The organism is Arthrobacter sp. H5 (assembly GCF_000520595.1).
GTDB lineage: Bacteria > Actinomycetota > Actinomycetes > Actinomycetales > Micrococcaceae > Arthrobacter_D.
Genome location: NZ_KI915034.1, coordinates 47804 through 67398 on the forward strand (window position 1 = coordinate 47804; position 19595 = coordinate 67398).

Annotated in this window: 16 protein-coding genes and 1 tRNA gene; 3 read left to right on the plus strand and 14 right to left on the minus strand. The window is 64.0% G+C overall.

Features of this window, described 5'->3' with window-relative positions:
• Positions 1-140: 140 nt before the first annotated feature.
• From Y708_RS26770 to Y708_RS0120340, 5 genes are all read right to left on the minus strand, one after another.
• The gene (locus Y708_RS26770; RefSeq protein WP_253905904.1) at positions 141-809 is read right to left on the minus strand and encodes a DedA family protein; all 669 of its coding nucleotides are present in this window, start codon (positions 807-809) and stop codon (positions 141-143) included.
• 10 nt (positions 810-819) lie between these two features.
• On the minus strand, positions 820-1746 hold the full coding sequence (locus tag Y708_RS0120325; protein ID WP_028281331.1) for an RluA family pseudouridine synthase: 927 nt from the start codon (positions 1744-1746) through the stop codon (positions 820-822).
• Between the two features lie 98 nt (positions 1747-1844).
• The gene (locus Y708_RS0120330; RefSeq protein ID WP_028281332.1) at positions 1845-3752 is read right to left on the minus strand and encodes a DUF6541 family protein; all 1908 of its coding nucleotides are present in this window, start codon (positions 3750-3752) and stop codon (positions 1845-1847) included.
• A gap of 28 nt (positions 3753-3780) precedes the next feature.
• Positions 3781-4566 carry an Fpg/Nei family DNA glycosylase gene (locus tag Y708_RS0120335; RefSeq protein WP_028281333.1) on the minus strand — a complete coding sequence of 262 codons (786 nt, stop codon included), beginning with the start codon at positions 4564-4566 and terminating at the stop codon, positions 3781-3783.
• Positions 4559-9493: a DNA glycosylase AlkZ-like family protein gene (locus Y708_RS0120340; RefSeq protein ID WP_081747077.1), complete on the minus strand. Its 4935-nt coding sequence runs from the start codon at positions 9491-9493 to the stop codon at positions 4559-4561. The genes Y708_RS0120335 and Y708_RS0120340 overlap by 8 nt, the downstream gene beginning before the upstream one ends.
• A gap of 203 nt (positions 9494-9696) precedes the next feature.
• On the opposite strand from Y708_RS0120340, the gene Y708_RS0120345 reads away from it, so the two are divergent.
• The gene (locus tag Y708_RS0120345; RefSeq protein ID WP_216699856.1) at positions 9697-10200 is read left to right on the plus strand and encodes a hypothetical protein; all 504 of its coding nucleotides are present in this window, start codon (positions 9697-9699) and stop codon (positions 10198-10200) included.
• Here Y708_RS0120345 and Y708_RS28785 read toward each other — a convergent pair.
• The 8 genes from Y708_RS28785 to tadA form a co-directional block, all read right to left on the minus strand.
• The gene (locus Y708_RS28785) at positions 10175-10852 is read right to left on the minus strand and encodes a DUF4232 domain-containing protein (protein WP_162150509.1); all 678 of its coding nucleotides are present in this window, start codon (positions 10850-10852) and stop codon (positions 10175-10177) included. The genes Y708_RS0120345 and Y708_RS28785 overlap by 26 nt on opposite strands.
• Before the next feature lie 82 nt (positions 10853-10934).
• A complete protein-coding gene (locus tag Y708_RS0120355) occupies positions 10935-11654 on the minus strand; it encodes a YcnI family copper-binding membrane protein (RefSeq protein WP_028281337.1) in 720 nt (239 codons plus the stop codon).
• 91 nt (positions 11655-11745) lie between these two features.
• Positions 11746-12351: a hypothetical protein gene (locus Y708_RS0120360; RefSeq protein ID WP_155853972.1), complete on the minus strand. Its 606-nt coding sequence runs from the start codon at positions 12349-12351 to the stop codon at positions 11746-11748.
• A gap of 93 nt (positions 12352-12444) precedes the next feature.
• Complete coding sequence (locus Y708_RS0120365) at positions 12445-12912, minus strand: 23S rRNA (pseudouridine(1915)-N(3))-methyltransferase RlmH (protein ID WP_028281339.1); 468 nt, start codon at positions 12910-12912, stop codon at positions 12445-12447.
• Between the two features lie 114 nt (positions 12913-13026).
• A complete protein-coding gene (locus Y708_RS0120370) occupies positions 13027-13431 on the minus strand; it encodes an ester cyclase (protein ID WP_028281340.1) in 405 nt (134 codons plus the stop codon).
• Between the two features lie 190 nt (positions 13432-13621).
• Positions 13622-13709, minus strand: a tRNA-Ser gene (locus Y708_RS0120375).
• Between the two features lie 65 nt (positions 13710-13774).
• Complete coding sequence (locus Y708_RS0120380) at positions 13775-14260, minus strand: pyridoxamine 5'-phosphate oxidase family protein (protein ID WP_028281341.1); 486 nt, start codon at positions 14258-14260, stop codon at positions 13775-13777.
• A 172-nt stretch (positions 14261-14432) separates the two neighbouring features.
• A complete protein-coding gene (tadA, locus tag Y708_RS0120385) occupies positions 14433-14915 on the minus strand; it encodes a tRNA adenosine(34) deaminase TadA (RefSeq protein ID WP_028281342.1) in 483 nt (160 codons plus the stop codon).
• Positions 14916-14938: 23 nt separating this feature from the next.
• Here tadA and upp point away from each other — a divergent pair, with 23 nt between their 5' ends.
• Positions 14939-15574, plus strand: coding sequence for a uracil phosphoribosyltransferase (gene upp / locus Y708_RS0120390; RefSeq protein ID WP_028281343.1), 636 nt, complete (start codon positions 14939-14941; stop codon positions 15572-15574).
• A 315-nt stretch (positions 15575-15889) separates the two neighbouring features.
• Positions 15890-16732 (plus strand): winged helix-turn-helix domain-containing protein, encoded by an 843-nt coding sequence (locus Y708_RS0120395; RefSeq protein ID WP_028281344.1) that lies wholly within the window; start codon positions 15890-15892, stop codon positions 16730-16732.
• A gap of 384 nt (positions 16733-17116) precedes the next feature.
• Here the strand turns inward: Y708_RS0120395 and Y708_RS0120400 are convergent, their stop codons facing one another.
• Complete coding sequence (locus Y708_RS0120400; RefSeq protein WP_028281345.1) at positions 17117-19576, minus strand: glycoside hydrolase family 10-like protein; 2460 nt, start codon at positions 19574-19576, stop codon at positions 17117-17119.
• Positions 19577-19595: the final 19 nt, after the last annotated feature.

Sequence of the window (19595 nt, forward strand, 5' to 3'; positions counted from 1 at the left end):
GGTCGGCAGGCACCGACCGCGCAGGCGAGGCGGGCGTCGTCGTTGGGTTGTCCTCCTGATCGCGGTCGGGGAGGGTGGCCGTGTTGCGGGGTTGCGCCGCCTTCAGCCGGTCAAGCACGCTGGACTGGCCGGTGCCGGGTTCACCGCTCGTCCGGGGTGGCCTTGCTGGTGGTTGGGGCAGCCGAGGGCTGGACGGAGTCGGCAGGCTCATGTGTTCGTTGGACCTCTCGGCGTTGCTTGAGCGCGAAGAACGCGGCAATAATCAGTCCCACCAGCGTACCCACTCCCATGCCAAGGAGTGCGCTCGCCCACATTGGGAAGCCCGTTGTTGCATCGGTGACATACCCAAGTCCCACCAGCCAGCAGGACCACAGGAAGCCGCCGATTGCCGCGAATCCGAGGAACGGTCTCAACGGAAGGTTGGCGATTCCCGCAGCGGCAACGCCCGCTGTCCGTCCTCCGGGAAGGAACCTCAGTGCAACCAACCCGGCGTAAGTGGGGGACTTCCCAGCCTTCTCAACTGTGTTCCGGATACCCCGGTGGATGGACCTGCCCCAGCGGAAGCGGTCCAGCCAATTAGTCAAGCGTTTGCGGAACAGGAGGTACAGGACAATGTCGCCGAGCCAACTGCCCAGGGTGGCTGTGAGCAGGGAAACCGGAAGGAGCAGGCTTCCCTCCGATGAGAGCGTGCCGGACGCGATCACCAGGAATTCCGATGGCATGATGGGCGCGAAAACGTCGGCCATCACCACCACGAGTGTCACGGGGTGGAGCAGCAGCGACCATTCCGCAAGTGCTGTGAGGTCCACGCCTTCCAACCTACCGTAGGGGTGCCGTTGCGGTTTCTGCGAAAGAGGACAATTCAAGTCCGCTGGTAAAGCCCGCTTGCGCACCGCTGAGCGGATCGGTGAACTCGATGCTCCGTGCAAGCAACTGGAGGGGTCTGCTGTAGTTGTCCACCTGCTGGGGCTGAAGCACCGGGTAGAACGGATCATTGACGATGCCCAAGCCCAGGCCGGCCATGTGCAGTCTGAGCTGGTGGGTCTTGCCGGTGTGGGGCTCCAACCGGTAGCGGCCGGTCTCTCCCCGCGTTCCGATGAGGCTGATGCGGGTTTCGGCGTTCGGTTCGCCGTCAACTTCCTGTGCAAGCAGGTAGGTGCGCGACTTGACGATGCGGCTGCGCACAATCCTCGGGACCTCTGCCAGCGTCGGATCGATGGCTGCCGCCGCCTCGTATTCCTTGCGGATCTGACGGTTCTCGAACAAAAGCTGGTACTTGCCGCGGGTGGATGAGTTGGTGGAGAACATGAGTATGCCCGCAGTCATGCGGTCAAGGCGGTGCATGGGAATGAGGTGGGGAATGTCCAGGTGCACCCGCAGCCGGACCAACGCCGACTCGGCGACGTACATGCCGCCGGGCGTTGTGGGCAGAAAATGGGGCTTATCAACCACCAGCAGGTCCTCATCCTGGTGCAGGATATTGATGTCCACCGGAATCCGCTGCTCAACAGGCAGCTCGCGGTAATACCAGACGAAGGTGTGCTGGTTCAGTGGAGTAGTGCGCGTCAGGCGCTCGCCGCCAAGAGCCACAACCTCGCCGCGGTCAAACCGTTCGGCGATTCCCTCCGGATTCACGTGGTCCCAGCGGTCCAGGATGTATTCCAGTGCTGTTACCCACGGGCCGTCCTCGGGCAGCCGTAAGCGCGTGGCATTGACACCATTGCGGACGGGGAGCGGGGATTGCATCACTGTTTAAGGGTACGCGCGTATCCAGGAGCGGAAGTTTTGTGCCTTGACCGGTTTCCCACCTGGCGGGCCACATCAGGTGCACGAAAGCTCCCGGTTCAGCACCCGGTAATCCGGTATAAGCGGGCCTCGCCCTCGCTGTCCACCAGCTCAAATCCATTCTCAACCGTGAGTTCCTGCAGCCCAGGATCCACAACCCGCTCTCCCGGATGAACCGAGCTGTTCCCGAAATCAAGGACGTAGTCGACACTGAGCGCGGCCGCGGCGTCACACACAGCGGGGTTGTCCAGCAGCTCATCCAATTCGGCAAAGAGCAGTTTCCCCTCGTCCGAGGCCGCAGTGGTCCCGTACGGCAGCACCGTTGCCAGCCCAGTGTACGAATAGGACAGCGCCGCCCCCGTCAACGGGCTTCCAATCAGTACCGCTTCAGGCTCCACGTTCTCCGGCAGGCGCCTGATCAGTTCAAGCTCGTCCAGGGTCAGCAAGTGTGAATCCTCAGTGAACCGGTACTTGACGGCGGCCTCCTGAATGGCCTGCCGTGCAGCAAAGATCGGCGCCACGACTAGACCGGCAACAACCAGTACGACGGCGGCCGCTGGTCCGATCCACGCGGGCGCACCCTTCCAGCGGCCCAGGACACGGGGGCCCCGCACACGCTCGACAAGCGCGACTCCACCGATTGAAGCAAGGATGATCCCCGCGACCGGAAGCAGGGCGCTGATCCGGAAAAAGTCGTTGTACCAGATGCCGGTCAGTGCCCACCGAAGTTCCGGAGCCTCCTTCCAATTGCCCACCACAAACAGCAGCGCCGCCACCCCATACAGCGGGATGGTCCAGCGGTGTTTGCGACGGCGCAGCACGACGACGGCGCCGATCACCGTGAGCACAGCTGCCAGGGCAGCCGCCGGGCGGCCGAGCGGAGATTGGAACAGCACGCCGATCAGTGCAGACTGGACGTCGCCGAGCTCGTCCCAGTTAGTGTTGCGTCCCGGCCGCAGTTGCCACCACGCCACAACGACGACGGCGAGGTAGGCGATGGTGCCTAGCAAAACCGTGCGCCGTCGTCGGCCATGATGCCTGCGGAATGCCGCAGCCAGTACAAGTGGCACGCTGAGTCCTAAGGAACCAACAACTGCGGACGGATGGACAAGCGCAAGGCCGGGAAGGATGCCGATCAGCAGCACCGCGTTGCCGGTCGCCGTCAGCGGTGTTGGCTTGCCGAGGCGCAGGAGCTGAATCACTAGCCCGAGGACCGCAGGAAGCATCGCGATGGAGAGCATGAACGGATAGACAACGCCGAATTCCAACAGCAGGTACGGAAACGTGCTGTAGGCGGTGGACATCACCGCGGCGACCAGCAGCGCGGTCCGCCTTTCGCCCGTGACCCGGCTGACCAGGAAGAGGCACCCCACGCTCCAGATTCCGGTAATCAGCACAAGGTTGACCACGTTGATCGCCGCGGGAATCGACAGGCCGGTTGCAGACATGACTACCGAAACGACGGCGTGCCACCCGGCCGGGTAGAAGACACCGGAACGTGTGCCAAGGTATCCCAGCGTGAGCGATGAGGAGTTTGCTGTTTCGGAAATATAACGCAGAGCGTTCAGATGGAAGACATTGTCATGGGAGTGTGCAATGTTTTCGGGGCTGCCGAAGATCCACAGCAGGTACCCTGCGGTGGGAACTGCGGCGACAGCCCAGGCTGCGATGAACCAGCGGCTGTGGCCGGGCTCTCCGGTTGAAAGGTACTTGCCCCATGAGCGGCGGACCAGCCAAAGCAGCAAGCCCACAAGGATTGTCACTGCCACCACGGGGAGAACCGACCAGCTCACTCCGGTAATTGCCGCGAGCTCCGCCGCAACCACCACGGCAGTCACGCTGAAGGGTCCGGCGAGAGCGCAGAGGGTTAACCTGCGCAGACCGAGCACATATCCCCAGGCGAGCCCCGGCACAAATACCACCAGAACGGTGACAATCAGGGCCGGGATGGTTTGATCCCAGCTCATGGTCCTCCCGTGTTGACAGCAGCCTCCATCATAACGGCGGCTGGCAGTGGGGGCAGAAGTACAGTACGCGCAGCTCCAATTCGGAGTCGCCGGTCTCGGTCCGCACCACCGGCGTTCCGCAGCGCAGGCAGCCTCGCCGGGTGCGGCCATAGACCCAGAGCTGATCACCGCGCAGGTTGCCCGTGGTAGCCCGCTGGGAGCGGAACTTGTTGGCCTCCAGCAGCTTCTTTGACAGCTCAACCATGCGCACCAGATTGGTGACACGGGACACCGGCGTCAGCGGGTGCACTCCGGCGAGGAAGCACAGCTCGCAGCGATAAACGTTGCCGATCCCGGCGAGGTTGCGCTGATCCAGCAGCGCGAGGCCGATGGGCCGGTACGGATCAGCCCGCAGCCGGACGAGCGCCTCCTCAGCGTCCCAGTCCGGGCCCAGCAGATCGGGTCCAAGGTATCCGACGGCGTCGTCCTCTTCGGCCTGGCGGATGACGCGGAGGAAGCCCAGCTCAAAACCGACGGCAATGGAATCAGCGGTGCCGAGAATGCACCGCGCCTTGAACGCGGGACGCCGCCATTTGCCATGTGGTGGGTAGACGTGCCAGAGGCCCTCCATCTTGAGGTGTGAATGGATACTCCACTCCGTGCCTACCCGGATGAGGAGGTGTTTGCCGCGGGAAACCACGTTCTGCACGGTTTCCCCGGTGAAATCCACTGTGGCGTAGCGGGGGACGCGGACGTCGCACCGGGTCAGGACCTTGTCCTGGAGTGCTTTGTTGAGCTCACGCGCCGCCCGCCAGACGGTATCGCCTTCAGGCACGGATCCGCAGCCCGCGGGGAGTGGTGTAGAAGCCGGCCATTGCAAGGGCCCGGCCTACCTCCGACTCGAGGGCCGACTCACCATTGACCTTCTCGACAGCCATCTTGTCCGTGGCCCCGCGGCGGATCGCGGCGACCAAGGCCTGCGCGGACGCCTCCAGGCTGGGTGCATCATCGGTGTAGGTGAGCATGGTTTTCCCGCCGCGCTCCACATACAGGGCAAGCTCCCCGTCCACCAGCACCACCAATGCGCCGGCTTTGCGTCCGGGCCGGTGCCCGCCGTCGTGAGCGGGCCACGCGAGCGCGGCGCCGAAGGGATTTGCCGGGTCAGTGGCGGCAAGCGCGACGGCGGCGGGTGGCGCCTGCTGCAGCGATTCCGCACGGGCGTCGGCGCTGAAGGACCTGAGCCGGTCCACCGTCGACGGCACAGCAAACTGGGCAGCACCCAGATGCTCAATGAAGTAGCCCCGCCGACACCGCCCCATTTCCTCCAGCCGGGACAGCACTTTGTACATCAGCCCAAACCCGCCGGGGATACCTTCGCTGGCCACTGCTCCGCGGGTCAACACGCCGTAGCGGTCCAGTAGCAGCTCCGCTGTGGCATGCGCATGAACGGTCGTTTCGCTCTCAACGGCGGGAAGCAGGGTCCACCGCCCGGCCACCTGGGGCGGTGTGCTGCGCTGGTAGCTGCCGGCGCCGTCGTCGTTCCTTGACACGAACCGCATGCTGCTGCCCGTGAGGGACGCTCCGGGAGCTCGGCCAAGCCTGCCCAGCCGGGCGGAGCGCGCGCGGGGTGCCGGCGGGCGCTGCTTGTGCGCGGTCTTGCCACCGGCGAGGAGGGCGCGCACCGGGGTGAACGTATCATTGCCGATCCGGCCTGCCCAGACCAGGTCCCACAGAGCGTTGGTGACGGCGGAGTCGGCGGGTTGCGTATCCGACGTCAGGGATTGGACCAGCTGCCGGAAGAAGTATGCGCCGCCACCGGAGAGCAGTTCAAGCAGTTCCGCCTGCAGGGCGGAAGGTTCAAACGCCGGGTCGGGGCGCAGCGTGAGCGGTGCATTTTCGGCGAGGTGGAGCGCAATCCAGCCGTCGTTGCCGGGCAGGCTGCCGGCGCCGGACCACACCACTTCGCCGGCGGCAGTGAGTTCGTCGAGCATCGCGGGAGAATAGTTGGCCACCCGCGATCCGAGGATCAGCGGCTCCCAGGCTGACGCCGGGATCGGCACTCCCGAGAGCTGGTCAACCACCGTTGCAACGCCGTCGAGCCCGCGAAGCCCCGAACCCACATGCTGCCAGATCGGCAGGAAGCGGCCGAATGCAGCCGGATCCACTGGTTCCACCTCGTGCCGCAGCGCGGCCAGCGAGCGGCGGCGGAGCCGGCGCAGCACCTCCACATCGCACCATTCGCTGGGTGCGTGCGGGCCTATGGTTGCAGGGCGGGTGCCGTTGGGGTCCGCCGGTGCGGCTTCCGCCGGCCGGAACTCGCCCTCCACCACGCGCCCGTCGGAGGAGAGCCGCTGCAATGCGGTCACGACGACGGCGACCCCCAGTCCCAGGCGCACTGCGGCTTCGGCGGCGGTGAAGGGCCCGTGGGTTCGGGCATACCGGCTCACGAGGTCGCCCAACGGATCGGCAACGGGTTCGATGAACGCCAGCGGCACACCCATGGGCAGTGGAACGCCAAGAGCATCCCGGAGCCGTGCGGCATCCTCAATCGCGGCGTACCGCTCTTCCCCGGCGACGTTGACGCGCAGGGCGCGGTTGGACTTGATGAGCGTGGCAGCGAGGGTCTCCGCGTGCTCCTTCGTCGCTTGGTCGACCACCGGTGAGGCCACCGGTGATCGACCAAGGCCGTGTTCGGCCGCGTGGAGATCCGGTTCCGCGACCTCCAGCCGCTCGCCGATTTCGACGGCGGTGAGCGGCCCGAGCAGCCGCAGCAGGTCAGCGACGCCCTCGATGCCTTTTGCCTTACGGTCCGGTGCGAGCCGCTGCAGTTCCCGCTCAGTGTCGGCGATGACCTGGGCATCGAGCAGTTCCCGCAGCTCAGCGCGGCCCAGCAGCTCATTCAGGAGTGTGGGGTCAAGCGATAGGGCCGCCGCGCGGCGCTCGGCCAGGGGTGAGTCACCCTCGTAGAGGAAGGATGCAACGTAACCGAACAGCATGGAGCGGGCAAAGGGCGAGGGCTGCTGGGTGGTAATTTCCACCATGCGCACCTCGCGGCGGTCAATCTGCCCGGCGATGTCTTTCAGGGCGGGCAGATCATAGACATCCTGCAGGCATTCGCGGACGGTCTCCAGAATGATGGGAAAGGTTGGGAACTTACGGGCCACGTCCAGCAGCTGGGCGGAACGTTGCCGCTGTTGCCACAGCGGACTCCGTTTCGTGGGATTCTGGCGCGGCAACAGCAGCGCACGGGCAGCACACTCACGGAACCGTGATGCAAACAGGGCTGAGGACCCCACCTGGGCGGTCACAATACCGTCAAGTTCCTCGGCGTCGAACAGGAAGAGTTCCGCGCCGGGAGGCTCATCCTCCATGAGGGGTACGCGGAGCACTATGCCGTCGTCGGAGGCCATCGCGGAGCCGTCCATCCCGTACCGCTGCTCAAGCCTTGCCCCTACTGCCAAAGCCCAGGGCGCGTGGACGGGCATGCCGAACGGGCTGTGGAGGACAACCCGCCAGTCGCCCAGCTCGTCATGGAACCGCTCGATCACCAGCGTTCGGTCGTTGGGCACAATCTCGGTGGCCTGCTGCTGGTCCCGAAGATAGGCAAGGAGGTTACCAGCAGCCCAGTCATCCAGTCCGCTCGCACGGCACCGTGCCGTTGCATCCTCGTCAGAGGCGTTGGAGAGCTCCCGGACAAAAGCGCCCACCGCCCTACCCAGTTCCACGGGCCTGCCCAGCGAATCCCCCTTCCAGAAGGGCAGCTTGCCGGGTTGTCCAAAGGCGGGGGACACCAGGACGCGGTCGTGGGTGATGTCCTCAATCCGCCAACTGGTGGCGCCGAGGGCAAAAACGTCACCCACCCGCGATTCGTAAACCATTTCCTCATCGAGTTCGCCGACCCGCCTACCGCCCGCCCGTGCGTCCGTCCCGGTGGCTTCCGACCCCACCAGGAACACTCCAAACAACCCGCGGTCCGGAATGGTGCCACCGGAGGTGACCGCCAGACGTTGCGCGCCGGGCCTGCCGGTGATGGTGCCCTCGACCCGATCCCAGATGATCCGCGGCCGAAGTTCCGCGAATTCGTCTGACGGGTACCGGCCCGCCAGCAGATCCAAGGTCGCCTCGAAGGCCGAACGGGGGAGTGTGGCAAAGGGGGCCGACCGCCGCACGATGTCGAACCACTCCTCCACATCGATCGTCTCCAGTGCGACGGCCGCAACCGTTTGCTGCGCCAGAATGTCCAGCGGATTGGCTGGTATGTAGAGCGGCTCGATCTTTCCCGCAAGCATCCGCTCCACGGTCACCGCGGTGTTCACCAGGTCGCCGCGATGCTTGGGGAACAGGACACCCTGCGACACCTCGCCTACCTGATGTCCGGCCCGCCCCACCCGCTGCAGGCCGCTCGCCACCGACTGCGGCGCCTCCACCTGGACTACCAGGTCCACCGCGCCCATGTCGATACCCAATTCCAACGACGACGTCGCCACCACACAGCGCAGACGGCCGGATTTCAGGTCATCCTCGATCAGGGCACGCTGGTCTTTGGAGACGGACCCATGATGGGCTCTCGCCAGAAGCGGCTCGGCGCCTTGGGTTTGGCCCGCCTGCGCCATCATTTCGGCGGGGGTTCTTTGGGGTGGCGCGCCTGCGGTGGCCCGGAACGGCGGCAACGAAATTCCGTTGGGCCTGGCGGCCCTAGGAACATTAAAGCCGCCTTCCTTCGGGACACCTCCGGTGCGCCCGCTCATGCCGCCTGCCGAGTCACTGGCGTTATCCGCGGCAATCCCACCGGGTCCGAAGGCTTCTTGCTCGTTGTCCGGGGAAGACCAGAGGGTTGCTGCTTCCCCGCGGTCCGCGTGGATCTCGTTGAGGCGGGCGGTCAGGCGTTCTGCAAGGCGGCGGGAGTTCGCAAAGACGATTGTGGAGTGGTTGGCCTCAATGAGGTCGACTATCTTCTCCTCCACATGCGGCCAGATGCTCGCCTGCGGAACCGGACCGCCGTCGTCGTCCGTTGCCGCCGTGCCGCCCAGCTCCGTCATGTCCTCCACCGGAACGGTGACCGTAATATCCCAGGACTTCTTCGACGGAGGAGCAACAATCTCCACCGGCGCGTTCCCGGCAAGGAAACGCGCAACCGTGTCCTTTGGCTCCACGGTGGCGGACAGCCCGATGCGCTGGACGGGCTTGTCCAACAAAGCATCCAGCCGGGCCAGCGACACCGCCAAGTGGGCGCCGCGTTTGGTTCCTGCAACAGCGTGGACCTCATCGACAATCACTGTGTCCACGTTGGTGAGGGTTTCCCTCGCTTTGGACGTGAGCATGAGGAACAGGGACTCGGGGGTGGTGATCAGGATGTCCGGAGGACGGCTGAGGAGAGCCCGCCGCTCGGCCTGCGATGTATCGCCCGAGCGCACTCCCACGGTGATGGATGGCGCGGGAAGATCCAACCGTTTGGCCGTTTGGGTGATACCGATCAACGGCGAGCGCAGGTTCCGCTCCACATCAACACCGAGTGCCTTGAGCGGGGAAATGTACAGCACCCGGGTGGTCCGCTTGTCCTCTACGGGTTTGGCGATGAACCCGTCCAGCGCCCACAGGAACGCTGCAAGGGTTTTACCCGAACCGGTGGGAGCAACAACCAGCGCATTGGAGCCCGCGGCAATCGCGTTCCAGGCGCCTTCCTGCGCAGGTGTGGGCGCGCTGAATGCACCCGCGAACCATTCATGGGTGGCGGGCGTGAATTTCTCCAGCACCGACGTCATCAATTCATCATCTCGCACCGTTCTGACATTTTCTCAGGGCACCCTTAATGCGCGGGACAGAAACTGCCCTGGACCTCAGGATCGCTGTTTCGAACCGGCGATCCTAAACCTTAGGGAAGTTTTGATGGAGGGAACCCGGCGGCGCGGGACCGTCGAGGCCACCGCGCCGCGGATTCGCACGCGGGCTGCGGTACTTTCGAACCATGAGCGGCCATGTGAGCAACAACTGGGTACCGATGGCAGGCGTCGCCGTTCTGTTCACTGGAGGCGCGGTGGCGAGCCTCATCGCCGGTGAGAACACGGGCGCAGTCGCCGTGTACTTTGTGGTCAGCACTCTGGTGCTCGTGTTGCTCGCTGCGCCCTGGCTGGTGCGCAATCCGCCGGCAATCAACGCGAACACGGGCACCTACCTTGTTCTCGCCGTCGTACTGGAGCTTGGGTCGCTGCTGGGTGGTGCCATCGAATCCCTGCGCGGGCTGGGCGCCTGGGTGGTTCTGGGCATTGCCCTTGCGGTTTATGGCTGGCTTGAGCGGGGGCGTGTGATCATCACCTCGGGAGTGGTTGCGGCGATCGCCGGGGTGGGAGCCATCGCTGCGGGCCAACCGTGGCTCACTATTTCGCTTCAGCTATTTACTGCGGCGGTTTTTGCCACGGCCGCAGTCCGGTTGCGGGTGATGAGAGTCAGGCCGAAGGCTGCATCGCGCTGACGGTCATCAACACGATGCTTTCCGACGCGCAGGCCATTGATTCCTGCGCCACAATCAGCGAGTCCGTGGCTTCCGGGGGGTAGATCCGGAGCCCGGTTGCCGCTGTCAGCGAGCAGTCCCCACCGTAATTTTCCGCCCGCGTCTGCTTGAGCTCGGCAATGGCTGAGGCGCCGGGGGCGAGGAGGACCTCGGCGCCGGTATCTCCGCGGTCGGCGGGCGCCCCTACTTGGGTACCGGAGGCATCCACAGAGGACACACCGGGGAAGCCGGACATGATGCACTTTTCGTCGGAGATGTTGGTCAGGATGAGGTTGCGGTAAACACTTCCGGCGGCCCCGCCTCCTATGGGAGATTCGACCGCACCCTCAAGCATGGCAGCGGTGCAGACGCCGTCTGCTGGCTCAGGGGTGGGTACGGGCTCGCTGGACGCGGACTCCGATGGTTCGGGTGCAGCTTCGGGCACAGCTTCGGAGGTAGGGGAAGGAGAAGGAGACGATGACGGCGGCGCGGACAATTCACCGGACGTCGACTCCGATGGTTCCTCGGCAGATTCGGTACCCGCACCGGTTGAGCCGCACGCGGACAGGAAGACGACCGATCCGGCAAGAGCAGCGGCGGCAATCCAACGGGGCGTCTTTACACGGGGTGTCATAGCAACACCCTTACCCGAGGGCATCCCTGCGTCAATCAGCCCGCGCGGCGAGTAGCGGATTGACGCAGGGATTGTTACCTGGTTACGCCTTGATCTTGCGGGTGCGGAGCAGTGCAACTACGCCCGCGGCAAGACCAAGAAGGCCGGCGCCGAGCCCAACGTAACCGGCGGTTGCCGCGCCCGAAGTGTCTGTGCTCGCCGAAGCGTTCTCCAGGTCCGCAGCCTCGGCTTCGGGCTCAGCCTCAGCGCCGTGACCGCCTTCTGTATCTGCGGCCGTCAGTTCAAAGGAGGGAGCCGGTGCGTCCAGGCTGTGCGGGTCTTCGCCGCCGGCAGCAATCTCGGACCAATCGGTCTCGCCCTCCACACAGGACTGCAGGACCGGGAAGGCGAGAGTTTCCCCGGCGCCCTCGGGAAGCTGCACTGAAAGGTCAAACTGCTGCAGGTAGCCGTCCTCCATAGGCGTTTCGGCCGTGTAGACGATCTGGCCGACGCGCTCGGTGACACTCGATCCGTTATCGAGTGTCATGGGCTCATCCAGTGTCTCGGTGACCTTCTCCACGTTCCAGCCTGGAACAATCTCAGGTTTGGCATCGATCATGCCGTCGGGCAGGGAGATGGTGATCTTGTTGGTGGGCGAACCGTCACAGTCATGAGAAAAGCCGAAGGTCAGCAAGGAGAACGCACCTTCGGCCGTGGTGTCCGGTTTGACTGTGACGTGCGCTGCCGCTCCGGCCAGACCAAGTCCCATCAGACCGGTGGTCGCTGCGGCTACGGTCAAGGTGCGGCGAACTGAGTTTTTCATGGTGATTTCTTACCTCTCAAAGGTGCTGCCGCTTGGGCAGCAGAAATACGGGAGCGCGGAAGAGCGCATGGCGGGATGCCGGGGGATTGTGTCAGAGAGAGGCTGTAGCGGGCGGACCGCGGAGGGTGGGCACCACCAGGACAGGATGCCGGTAACTGGGCCGTGAAATCGTGCGAAAACGAGGGAGTGGTGTCTGCGGGAACTGGGCAGCGAGCCCTGGCAGCGCGAAGAGCGGACGCAGCCACTGAACTGTCAGGACCAGAGCCGCTTCACCCCGGTGAAGCATGAGGGCGGTGATAACGACGGCGGCAGCATGGGCTGCGAGCATCAGCGCACCGTCGGGTGCCGCACCAGCATGTGCATGCTCCAAACCCGTGGGAGCGCAGTGAACCTGTTGCATGCCGTAGTGGCCACCCGGTGCCGGGAGGCAGGCCGTCGTCGTCGTGAGTGTGTTGAAGGCCTGGTGGAGAACAAATTGACCGATCCCGAGGATGCCCAGCACAGCGGGGAGGGAGAGCTTCCGCTGGGCCGCAACAGTGACCGCTAGGAGGGTCGCCGCGGCGAGCGCGGCGAGAATCAGCAGGCCGGGCAACTGGCCTCCACCGGCAAGGTGGGCGCCGGTTGCGAGGGACAGCACGACGACGGCGGTGGCGGACGCGCGGAGTATCCGCGCAGTCGTTCCCAAACCGGTCATCATTTCTCCTCCACCCGCGCGTGATCTCCACCAAGTGTAGAGAATCCACAACGCTCACACTGTATTCGCAGCCGGCCGTGCTTCGGCTCGGTCTGCTCACTCGTGATGATAGGGGCGGTGCCCTGCAATTTCCTGGGAGCGGTACAGCTGTTCGGCCAGAATGAGGCGCACCAGTTGGTGGGGAAAGACAAGCGGAGAGAGGGACCAGACCAGGTCCGCCCGTGCGTGGACTGCCTGGTTGACGCCGTAGGCGCCGCCGATGATCACCGTGATGGTTCTGGCGCTATCCAGCGGCTGCTGCAGCTTTGCGGCGAGACCCGGTGAGTCGAGGGCTTTGCCCCGCTCATCAAGCAGGATGACGTAATCATTGCCGTGCTTACCCGCCAGCCGGTCGAGGAGGCGGCCGGATTCCTCGTCCCGCGCAGCGTCTCCCTCGCGGGCGGAATGGGCGATCAGCTGCCAGGAGAGGTCAAACGGCTTCTTGAGCCGCTTCTCGTAGCGGGCAATGCCCTCGGCCACCCAGGATTCGTGCTTTCTTCCGACAGCCAGCGCTCGCAATGCCATCCGGCAAGGCTATCGGGTTGCGCTGGGTCTCCACGCGCTCGTTCCTCGCTTGGTCGACCACCGCCAACCTCCCGGTGGTCGACCAAGGCCCGCCAGGGCCGCGTGGAGACCAGCCTACGCCCCCAGTTGCTTGAGCAGGCCTGCCTCGTCCGTGGAGCCCCAACGTTCGACGATGAGCCCGTTTTCGAAGCGCGCCACCTGAATGCCGCGCACAGCAATCCGCGTGCCCGTGGGTTCGATGCTCTGGAACTCGCCATCGTGGGTGCCGGTGATGGTGAGTACCACGGTGACGTGCTCATCATCTGCCACCAGGGCCTCGGTATTCAGTGCCGCATCGGGGAAACCGGCAAGGAACTGCACCCAGAAATCCTGAATGCCGCGGACACCCGGTGCCTGGGCTGGTGCTGGATCATGATCAACCACGTCTTCGGCGAAGACCTCGCCGAAGCGATCCACTTCGCGGTCTGCAATCAGCTGACCGAGCTTTTCCTGAGCCTGCATGTTCTGTTCGCGTGACATCGATGAACTCCCTGTGATTGATCAGTGTACTTATCAATCACCTTACGGAGCTTTATGGCTGATGCAAACCCAGTGGTAGTTGCCCGCAGAAGCCGCAACTACTGAGCGCCGCAGTCAACAGCAGTGCTCAGGTTAACGAGAAGAACCCCGTTAGCCCCACTCAAGGAGAGGAACTAACGGGGTTCTTTATTGGCGGTGACGGTGGGATTTGAACCCACGTTGGCTTTCACCAAACAACATTTCGAGTGTTGCACCTTCGGCCGCTCGGACACGTCACCAACGCAGCCACTTTACCGGCTGCGGGCGGACAAGCCCAAAACGGCTTTCGGTGCGAGCGAAGCCGCTAGAGGTCTATGACCTCATTGGTCCCGGGATCCGGCCGGTTGCCCGTCACCAAGCCCTTGGCAATCTTGAATGCGGCCACAACCCGAGGCGAGTCCAGAGACCAGTATTCGGCGGTGTCCGCGTCAACTTTGATCAGCGCCACAGAAGGATCATCCTTGCCGTTCTCAAACCACGGCTCCACCGATGCGCTCCAGAGTTCATCGATCTTTGCGCGGTCCTTGGTTACTGACGCCGTGCCCGTGACCGACAGGTAACCCTTGCCGCTGCTCACGGAAACGTTGACCTGCGGATTGCTGCGGACCTCATCAGTCTTCGGGGAGGGATCGTCAGTGAAGAACCACAGGTCGCCGTCGAACTCTGTATTTTGAACCGCCAGCGGCCTGCTCACCAGCTGCCCCTGCATGTTGACAGTGGTCAACACTGCAATATCGGCGTCCTTGAGAATCTTGTGAATTTCCTTCATGCCATCCTGCTGTGAGGTCACAGTGCACACTCCTTCGCTCATTGACGATCCAAATTAGTAAGCCTACGCACTATTTGGAGAGGATCAAAAGGCGCGGCTACTTCTTCACCAACGGATTGGGGGATGGTGAAGATGCTCCCGAGGCTAGGCTCACGCCGTGAACGGCACGTCCGCTGGAACGGGCGCTGAACCGTCAGCCGTGTCGCTGTTTCAGGAAGAAGTCCTGAAGGAGTGCCGCGCATTCCGGTTCGCGCACGCCTGGAAATACCTCGGTCCAATGGTTCAGACGCCGCTCCCGCAGTACGTCGAAGACCGAACCCGCCGCGCCCGCCTTCGGATCCCAGGCTCCGAACACCACCCTGGGTACCCTTGCCAGCACAACCGCACCGGCACACATGGCGCACGGTTCCAGGGTGACAGCCAGCGTGCACCCGTCCAGCCTCCACGTCCCGAGGGCCCCGGCTGCCTGGCGAATGGCCAGCACTTCCGCATGGGCGGTGGGGTCGCCGTCCGCTTCGCGCGCGTTCCAACCCGTGCCCAGCACCGCGCCGTCCGAACCAACGACGACGGCGCCAACCGGCACATCCGCCGTCTCAAGTGCGCGGCGGGCCGCGTCCAATGCAAGGTCCATCCAACGGGTATGCAACGGCGTGTTGGCGTGGGGAAGGGCGGGCATGATGCCAATGATACTTTTGTCCAATGCGCGTATTGGTAGTCGACCATCCCCTGGTGGCCCACAAACTGACCGTCCTCCGGGACAAGAACACTCCATCCCCGGTGTTCCGGCAGTTGACCGAGGAACTGGTGACGCTGCTCGCCTACGAGGCCACCCGGGAGGTCAGGGTCCAGCCGGTGGAGATCGAGACCCCGGTCACCACCGCCACAGGAACTGGACTGGTCAAACCCACTCCGCTGGTTGTCCCAATTCTTCGCGCCGGCCTCGGCATGCTTGAGGGCATGACCCGGCTGGTGCCAACTGCCGAGGTGGGCTTCCTGGGGATGGCCCGCAACGAGGAGACACTGGAGGCCATCACTTACGCCGAACGCCTGCCCGATGACCTGACCGGACGCCAGGTGTTTGTGCTGGACCCCATGCTCGCCACCGGGGGAACACTCCGGGAGGCGATCAAGTTCCTGTTCAAGCGGGGAGCCGCGGACGTCACCTGCATCTGCCTGCTGGCCGCTCCGGAGGGACTGACCGCCCTGAAGCTCGAGCTTGAGGACGCAAACGTGACGATCGTGCTTGCTTCCATCGATGAGAAGCTCAATGAGAACGCGTATATTGTGCCAGGGCTGGGCGACGCCGGTGACAGGCTCTACGGCGTAGTGGGTTAACAGCCCCTAGCTGGGCTTCAAACCAGGCGTCCGCGATGTGGACTCTTTACCATTGTTACTTGCGCGTAAAGGATTGTTACGTGCAATAATTCCTTGTGTGAACATCCACGCAACAGCATCTGCAGCCGCAGCAACAGCCACGGACACCATGTCCGTCACGGCATCACGCTGTTGTCGAATGCACGCGTAACGGCCTACCCCAACCCCTTACGCATTTCCTAGCCCAACGGCGGGCTCCACTGAAGCTCCATCTAAGGCCGGGCACACCCCAGCATTCGCGCCGTGATGTCGGCACTCACCATGAGGTTGTTTAACATGACCGTTTCATCTGGATACGTCCACATTTCCCTTCGCACTTCCCAGAACCGCGCCGGCGCCCAGCGCCCGTCCTATGGGCAGGGTCCCGCCTTTGCTCAGTACGGCCAGGTTCCGGCCAGCCAGTCCTATTCATCCAATCCGCTGCGGCAACTGCAGGCCGTGCCCACCCCGGGTGATCACCAGCCGGTTACAGCCCCGGTTGCCGTGGTCACGCCGAACGGCCTTCCCGGCCCGCAGGCAGTTTCCGGAGACACCACCGCCCGGGGGTTTGTCCTCTACGTGGCGCTGGACGAGGAAACAGCCGCTGAGCACGGCACCACGCTCAGCCGGCTGGCACAGGAAGTCCGCGCACATGTCCGGTCACTTGTTCCCGGTGCGCAAAGCCATGCCGCCGTCGCGCTGGCTCCGGCAGACGCCGTCGGCGCCGATATCGACGTCGTGCGCCAGGCACTCGGTGACCCGACCGTCAGCCGCAGGCCGCGCCCTGAGCAGGCCAGCCCAGCTCCAGCACTCCGGCCAACCGGTGTGCTTATCGACCTCTCGCGCAGGGAAGTCCACCTCGACGGCGAAACACTGAACTTGACCTTCAAAGAGTTCGAACTTCTGAACTACCTGGTTGAAAACGCCTCCCGCACGGTCGGCCGCGAAGAACTGCTCAGCGGCCTCTGGCGCAATGCGGACGAAGTCCCCAACGAGCGCACCATAGACGTACACATCCGACGCCTGCGTTCAAAGCTCGGCCGGCTCGCCAACACGGTACGCACGGTGCGCGGGCAGGGCTACCGTTTCTACGAGCACCCGGAGGTTGTTGTCTGGGCAGCGCCGGAGTACTCCATCTAGCCAGCGTCCTTTTGTGGGCCGCCCCTGTCTGGACTGTAAATGCTGCTGTGGCCACCTGCCTCCAGGCTGCTGTGGGTCACAGCCGGTTTCGGAAGGCCGCGGCGCCGGCGAAGGCCGCTCTTTTCAGGGCCAGGACAAAGGTTTGGCCCTGAGGTGATGGGCGAGCTTTGCGCCGGGCAGCTATTGGTTGGTGAATACTCTTGATCTGCACCACCTCACCCGGGGTCTTCATGCATGCGGCCACGCTGAACGTCACCAGACTTCGTGGCTGATGCAGCTAGTTCCCGGTCTGCCTCGCTGCAGTGTGTAGGAGCGACCCTCATCGAGGGACGCTCCTACACTGATTCAGCAGTCGAGCGAAGCGCTCACCGCAGGCGCGGTGTTCTACCGCTTAGGTCCTCCCTTTCCACCATGCTCTGCGTCGGCTTGCTCGGTCCAACGCTGGTACATGGCCAGATCACGGATTAGCCTGGCAGCGAAGTTCAGCTGAATCTCACTGGAGCCACGGACGATTTCAGCGGCTTTGCCGTATGCCTTCACCGCCTGATCCGTTTTGCCTTCCTCAAGGAAACGGTCCGCGCCCGCGAGTTCCTTTTCCAATTTTTTGGCTGTCTTCTCCGGTATGCAGGTACCGGTTGCGCTGCTGACGTTCCCGGAGGTCCATTGGCCGGCCTCCCGGGCGGCTGTCACCAGGTCGCTGTGCGGTGTGCGTGCCTCGGCGCGGAACACGCCTTCTTCCAGTGCCGTCGCCTGCGCAGCGGAGAGCTGGTTGTAGGCGAAAAGCGCTGCGCCGTCGGAACCCGCATCCCTGACTGCCTGGGTCTGCTCGATCAGCACGTCAGGGGTCGAGCCGCGGAACGGACCGTAAGTCGCGGTGTAGAGAAGGTTCTCATCCCCCACCGACTCGCGCATTAGTTCGGTGTCACGGGCCACGGAGGCTGCAGAGGTACCGAACGACATACCTGTGAGGACGTCGACGTACCCCCTGTCAGCCCAGTCAGCCCAGTTTTGGAACTTCTTGGCCAGACCGTCGCTTGGGTCGGGGAACACTGCTGCAGACATCTGAATTTCCGGTGCCACTTCCAGCTGCATGTCCCGGACCTCGGCGACGAATGACGTCACCTTTTCCTCACGCCAGGCGTTCCACGTCTCCCACAGTGCATCGTCCGGAGTGAGCGTGTAGGGGTCGGTGCCGTGCTCACTGGCAAATGCATCGCGGGCGTAGTCGCTGTAGGAGAACGAGGCGGTTTCCCACGGCTGTGAGACAGGGTAACGGATGTAGTCCAGGTGTAGACCGTCAACCTCGTATTTCGTCAGGATCTCTGTGAAGACAGACTTCACATACTCGCGGGGTTCGGGCATTGCCGGGTCCACGAAGTAGTAGCCGGGCTCTTGGGAGGACGGCTGCGGGCCGGTCTTGCCCACGTCCTCACGTTCCACTGCTGCCCATTCCGGATGTGCCTCAAGTACGGGGCCAACACCGCCGTTTTCGTTGACGGACTGCGCGCCGACAAAGAAGGTGTGGACCCAGGGGTGCAGTTCGATGCCACGCGCATGCGCTTCATCGATCCAGACCTGCAGCGGGTCAAACCCAGCCATTTCAGGCCGTTGAGGTGCGATACCGTACTCGGTGGCTACAGCGCTGGGGTAGATGGTGTAACCCTGGAAGACGGTCTCCAGGAAGACCATGTTCACGCCTGCGGCATCGAGCTGGTCCAGGGTTGTCTCGATCTGGGCGGGTGTGGTTTCGGTGGGGCGTACCCACATGCCGCGTCCCTCCACGGGACGTGATTCGGCGGTGCGGTACCAGGCAAGTTCGGCGCTTTCGCGGGACTGTTCGGCCAGCGTGACGGACCCGTCGACATTCCCGGCGGCCGAGGCCTCTGCGGCCTGGTTCAACAGTGAGCGCGATTCCGCTGCTGCGGTAGCGGCGCCCTGCTGATCGACGATCAGGCAGCTTTCCGCGGCGGCTGTCATTGACTGTTCCGCGCGTGCCAGGGCCTGCTCCGCGCCGTACATGTAGGTGCTTTCATCGATGGTCACAGTGACGGTTGATCCATCGACGGCCACCTTCGCTCCGAGGACTGCGTTGCTGGAGAGCCAAGCCCCGCGGCCGCCGTGTCCGGAAATAACCAGTCCGTCTGCGGGAATTTCCCTGTTGTTGCCGCCGCGTGCGGTGACGCGGCCATCTATGACGGTTACTTCGTAGCCGAAATCATTGGTTTCGGTTGTGGGACGGCCCGAAGCAGTGGTATACACGATTAGTTGTTCGCCGCCACGGCAGCCGGGGAAGCACTTCCCGGAGGCAGGGTCCACTCCTGCAGGGTGGGTTTCGACGGTGGGATCGGTGGCGTCGATTGTCTCTGTCACGGTGCGGACCGTGAGGTCATCCAGGGTGATCAACTCCCCGGCGCGAACGTGGTCCCGGAGGAAAGTGCGCACGTCGGGTGTGCCCCCTGGTGAGGCAGACAGCACCACTCCGTCTTCCGGGATTGCGTTATCGCCCGGGTTGGAGCAGTTGGTGAAGACGGTGCAGACGTCCAGCACCTCGTAGCTGCCTGGGTTGCCGGTCTCACGCAGCACCGCCTCGCCGCCGAACTTGTTGGTCTTCGTTGAAGGGCCGAAGTCCGGGGTGTAGAGGGCGAACATGCCGGCAGTGCGGCTGGAGGGGTTAATGGCGTCTATCGTCTGCACTGTGCCGTCTGCGGCGACCACGCGTGGTCCGGCAGGTTCCTCTGGCGGGGCCGCGACTGTGCCCGGGGCGGTCACGATCGAGGCGAGCAGGGCGGCGGTAAGGGTGATAACGAGTGGCCACCGACGGCGGCGGTCTGATCTTTTTCGCATGGGACCTCCTAAGGTCACT

Coding starts and splice junctions, on each gene's coding strand:
- Y708_RS0120330 (WP_028281332.1), bottom strand. CDS start 3,752: ATGAGCTGGGATCAAACCATCCCGGCCCTGATTGTCACCGTTCTGGTG.
- Y708_RS0120355 (WP_028281337.1), bottom strand. CDS start 11,654: ATGAAAAACTCAGTTCGCCGCACCTTGACCGTAGCCGCAGCGACCACC.
- Y708_RS0120400 (WP_028281345.1), bottom strand. CDS start 19,576: ATGCGAAAAAGATCAGACCGCCGCCGTCGGTGGCCACTCGTTATCACC.
- Y708_RS0120325 (WP_028281331.1), bottom strand. CDS start 1,746: ATGCAATCCCCGCTCCCCGTCCGCAATGGTGTCAATGCCACGCGCTTA.
- Y708_RS0120340 (WP_081747077.1), bottom strand. CDS start 9,493: ATGACGTCGGTGCTGGAGAAATTCACGCCCGCCACCCATGAATGGTTC.
- upp (WP_028281343.1), top strand. CDS start 14,939: ATGCGCGTATTGGTAGTCGACCATCCCCTGGTGGCCCACAAACTGACC.
- Y708_RS0120365 (WP_028281339.1), bottom strand. CDS start 12,912: ATGGCATTGCGAGCGCTGGCTGTCGGAAGAAAGCACGAATCCTGGGTG.
- Y708_RS28785 (WP_162150509.1), bottom strand. CDS start 10,852: ATGACACCCCGTGTAAAGACGCCCCGTTGGATTGCCGCCGCTGCTCTT.
- Y708_RS0120370 (WP_028281340.1), bottom strand. CDS start 13,431: ATGTCACGCGAACAGAACATGCAGGCTCAGGAAAAGCTCGGTCAGCTG.
- tadA (WP_028281342.1), bottom strand. CDS start 14,915: ATGCCCGCCCTTCCCCACGCCAACACGCCGTTGCATACCCGTTGGATG.
- Y708_RS0120395 (WP_028281344.1), top strand. CDS start 15,890: ATGACCGTTTCATCTGGATACGTCCACATTTCCCTTCGCACTTCCCAG.
- Y708_RS0120345 (WP_216699856.1), top strand. CDS start 9,697: ATGAGCGGCCATGTGAGCAACAACTGGGTACCGATGGCAGGCGTCGCC.
- Y708_RS0120360 (WP_155853972.1), bottom strand. CDS start 12,351: ATGATGACCGGTTTGGGAACGACTGCGCGGATACTCCGCGCGTCCGCC.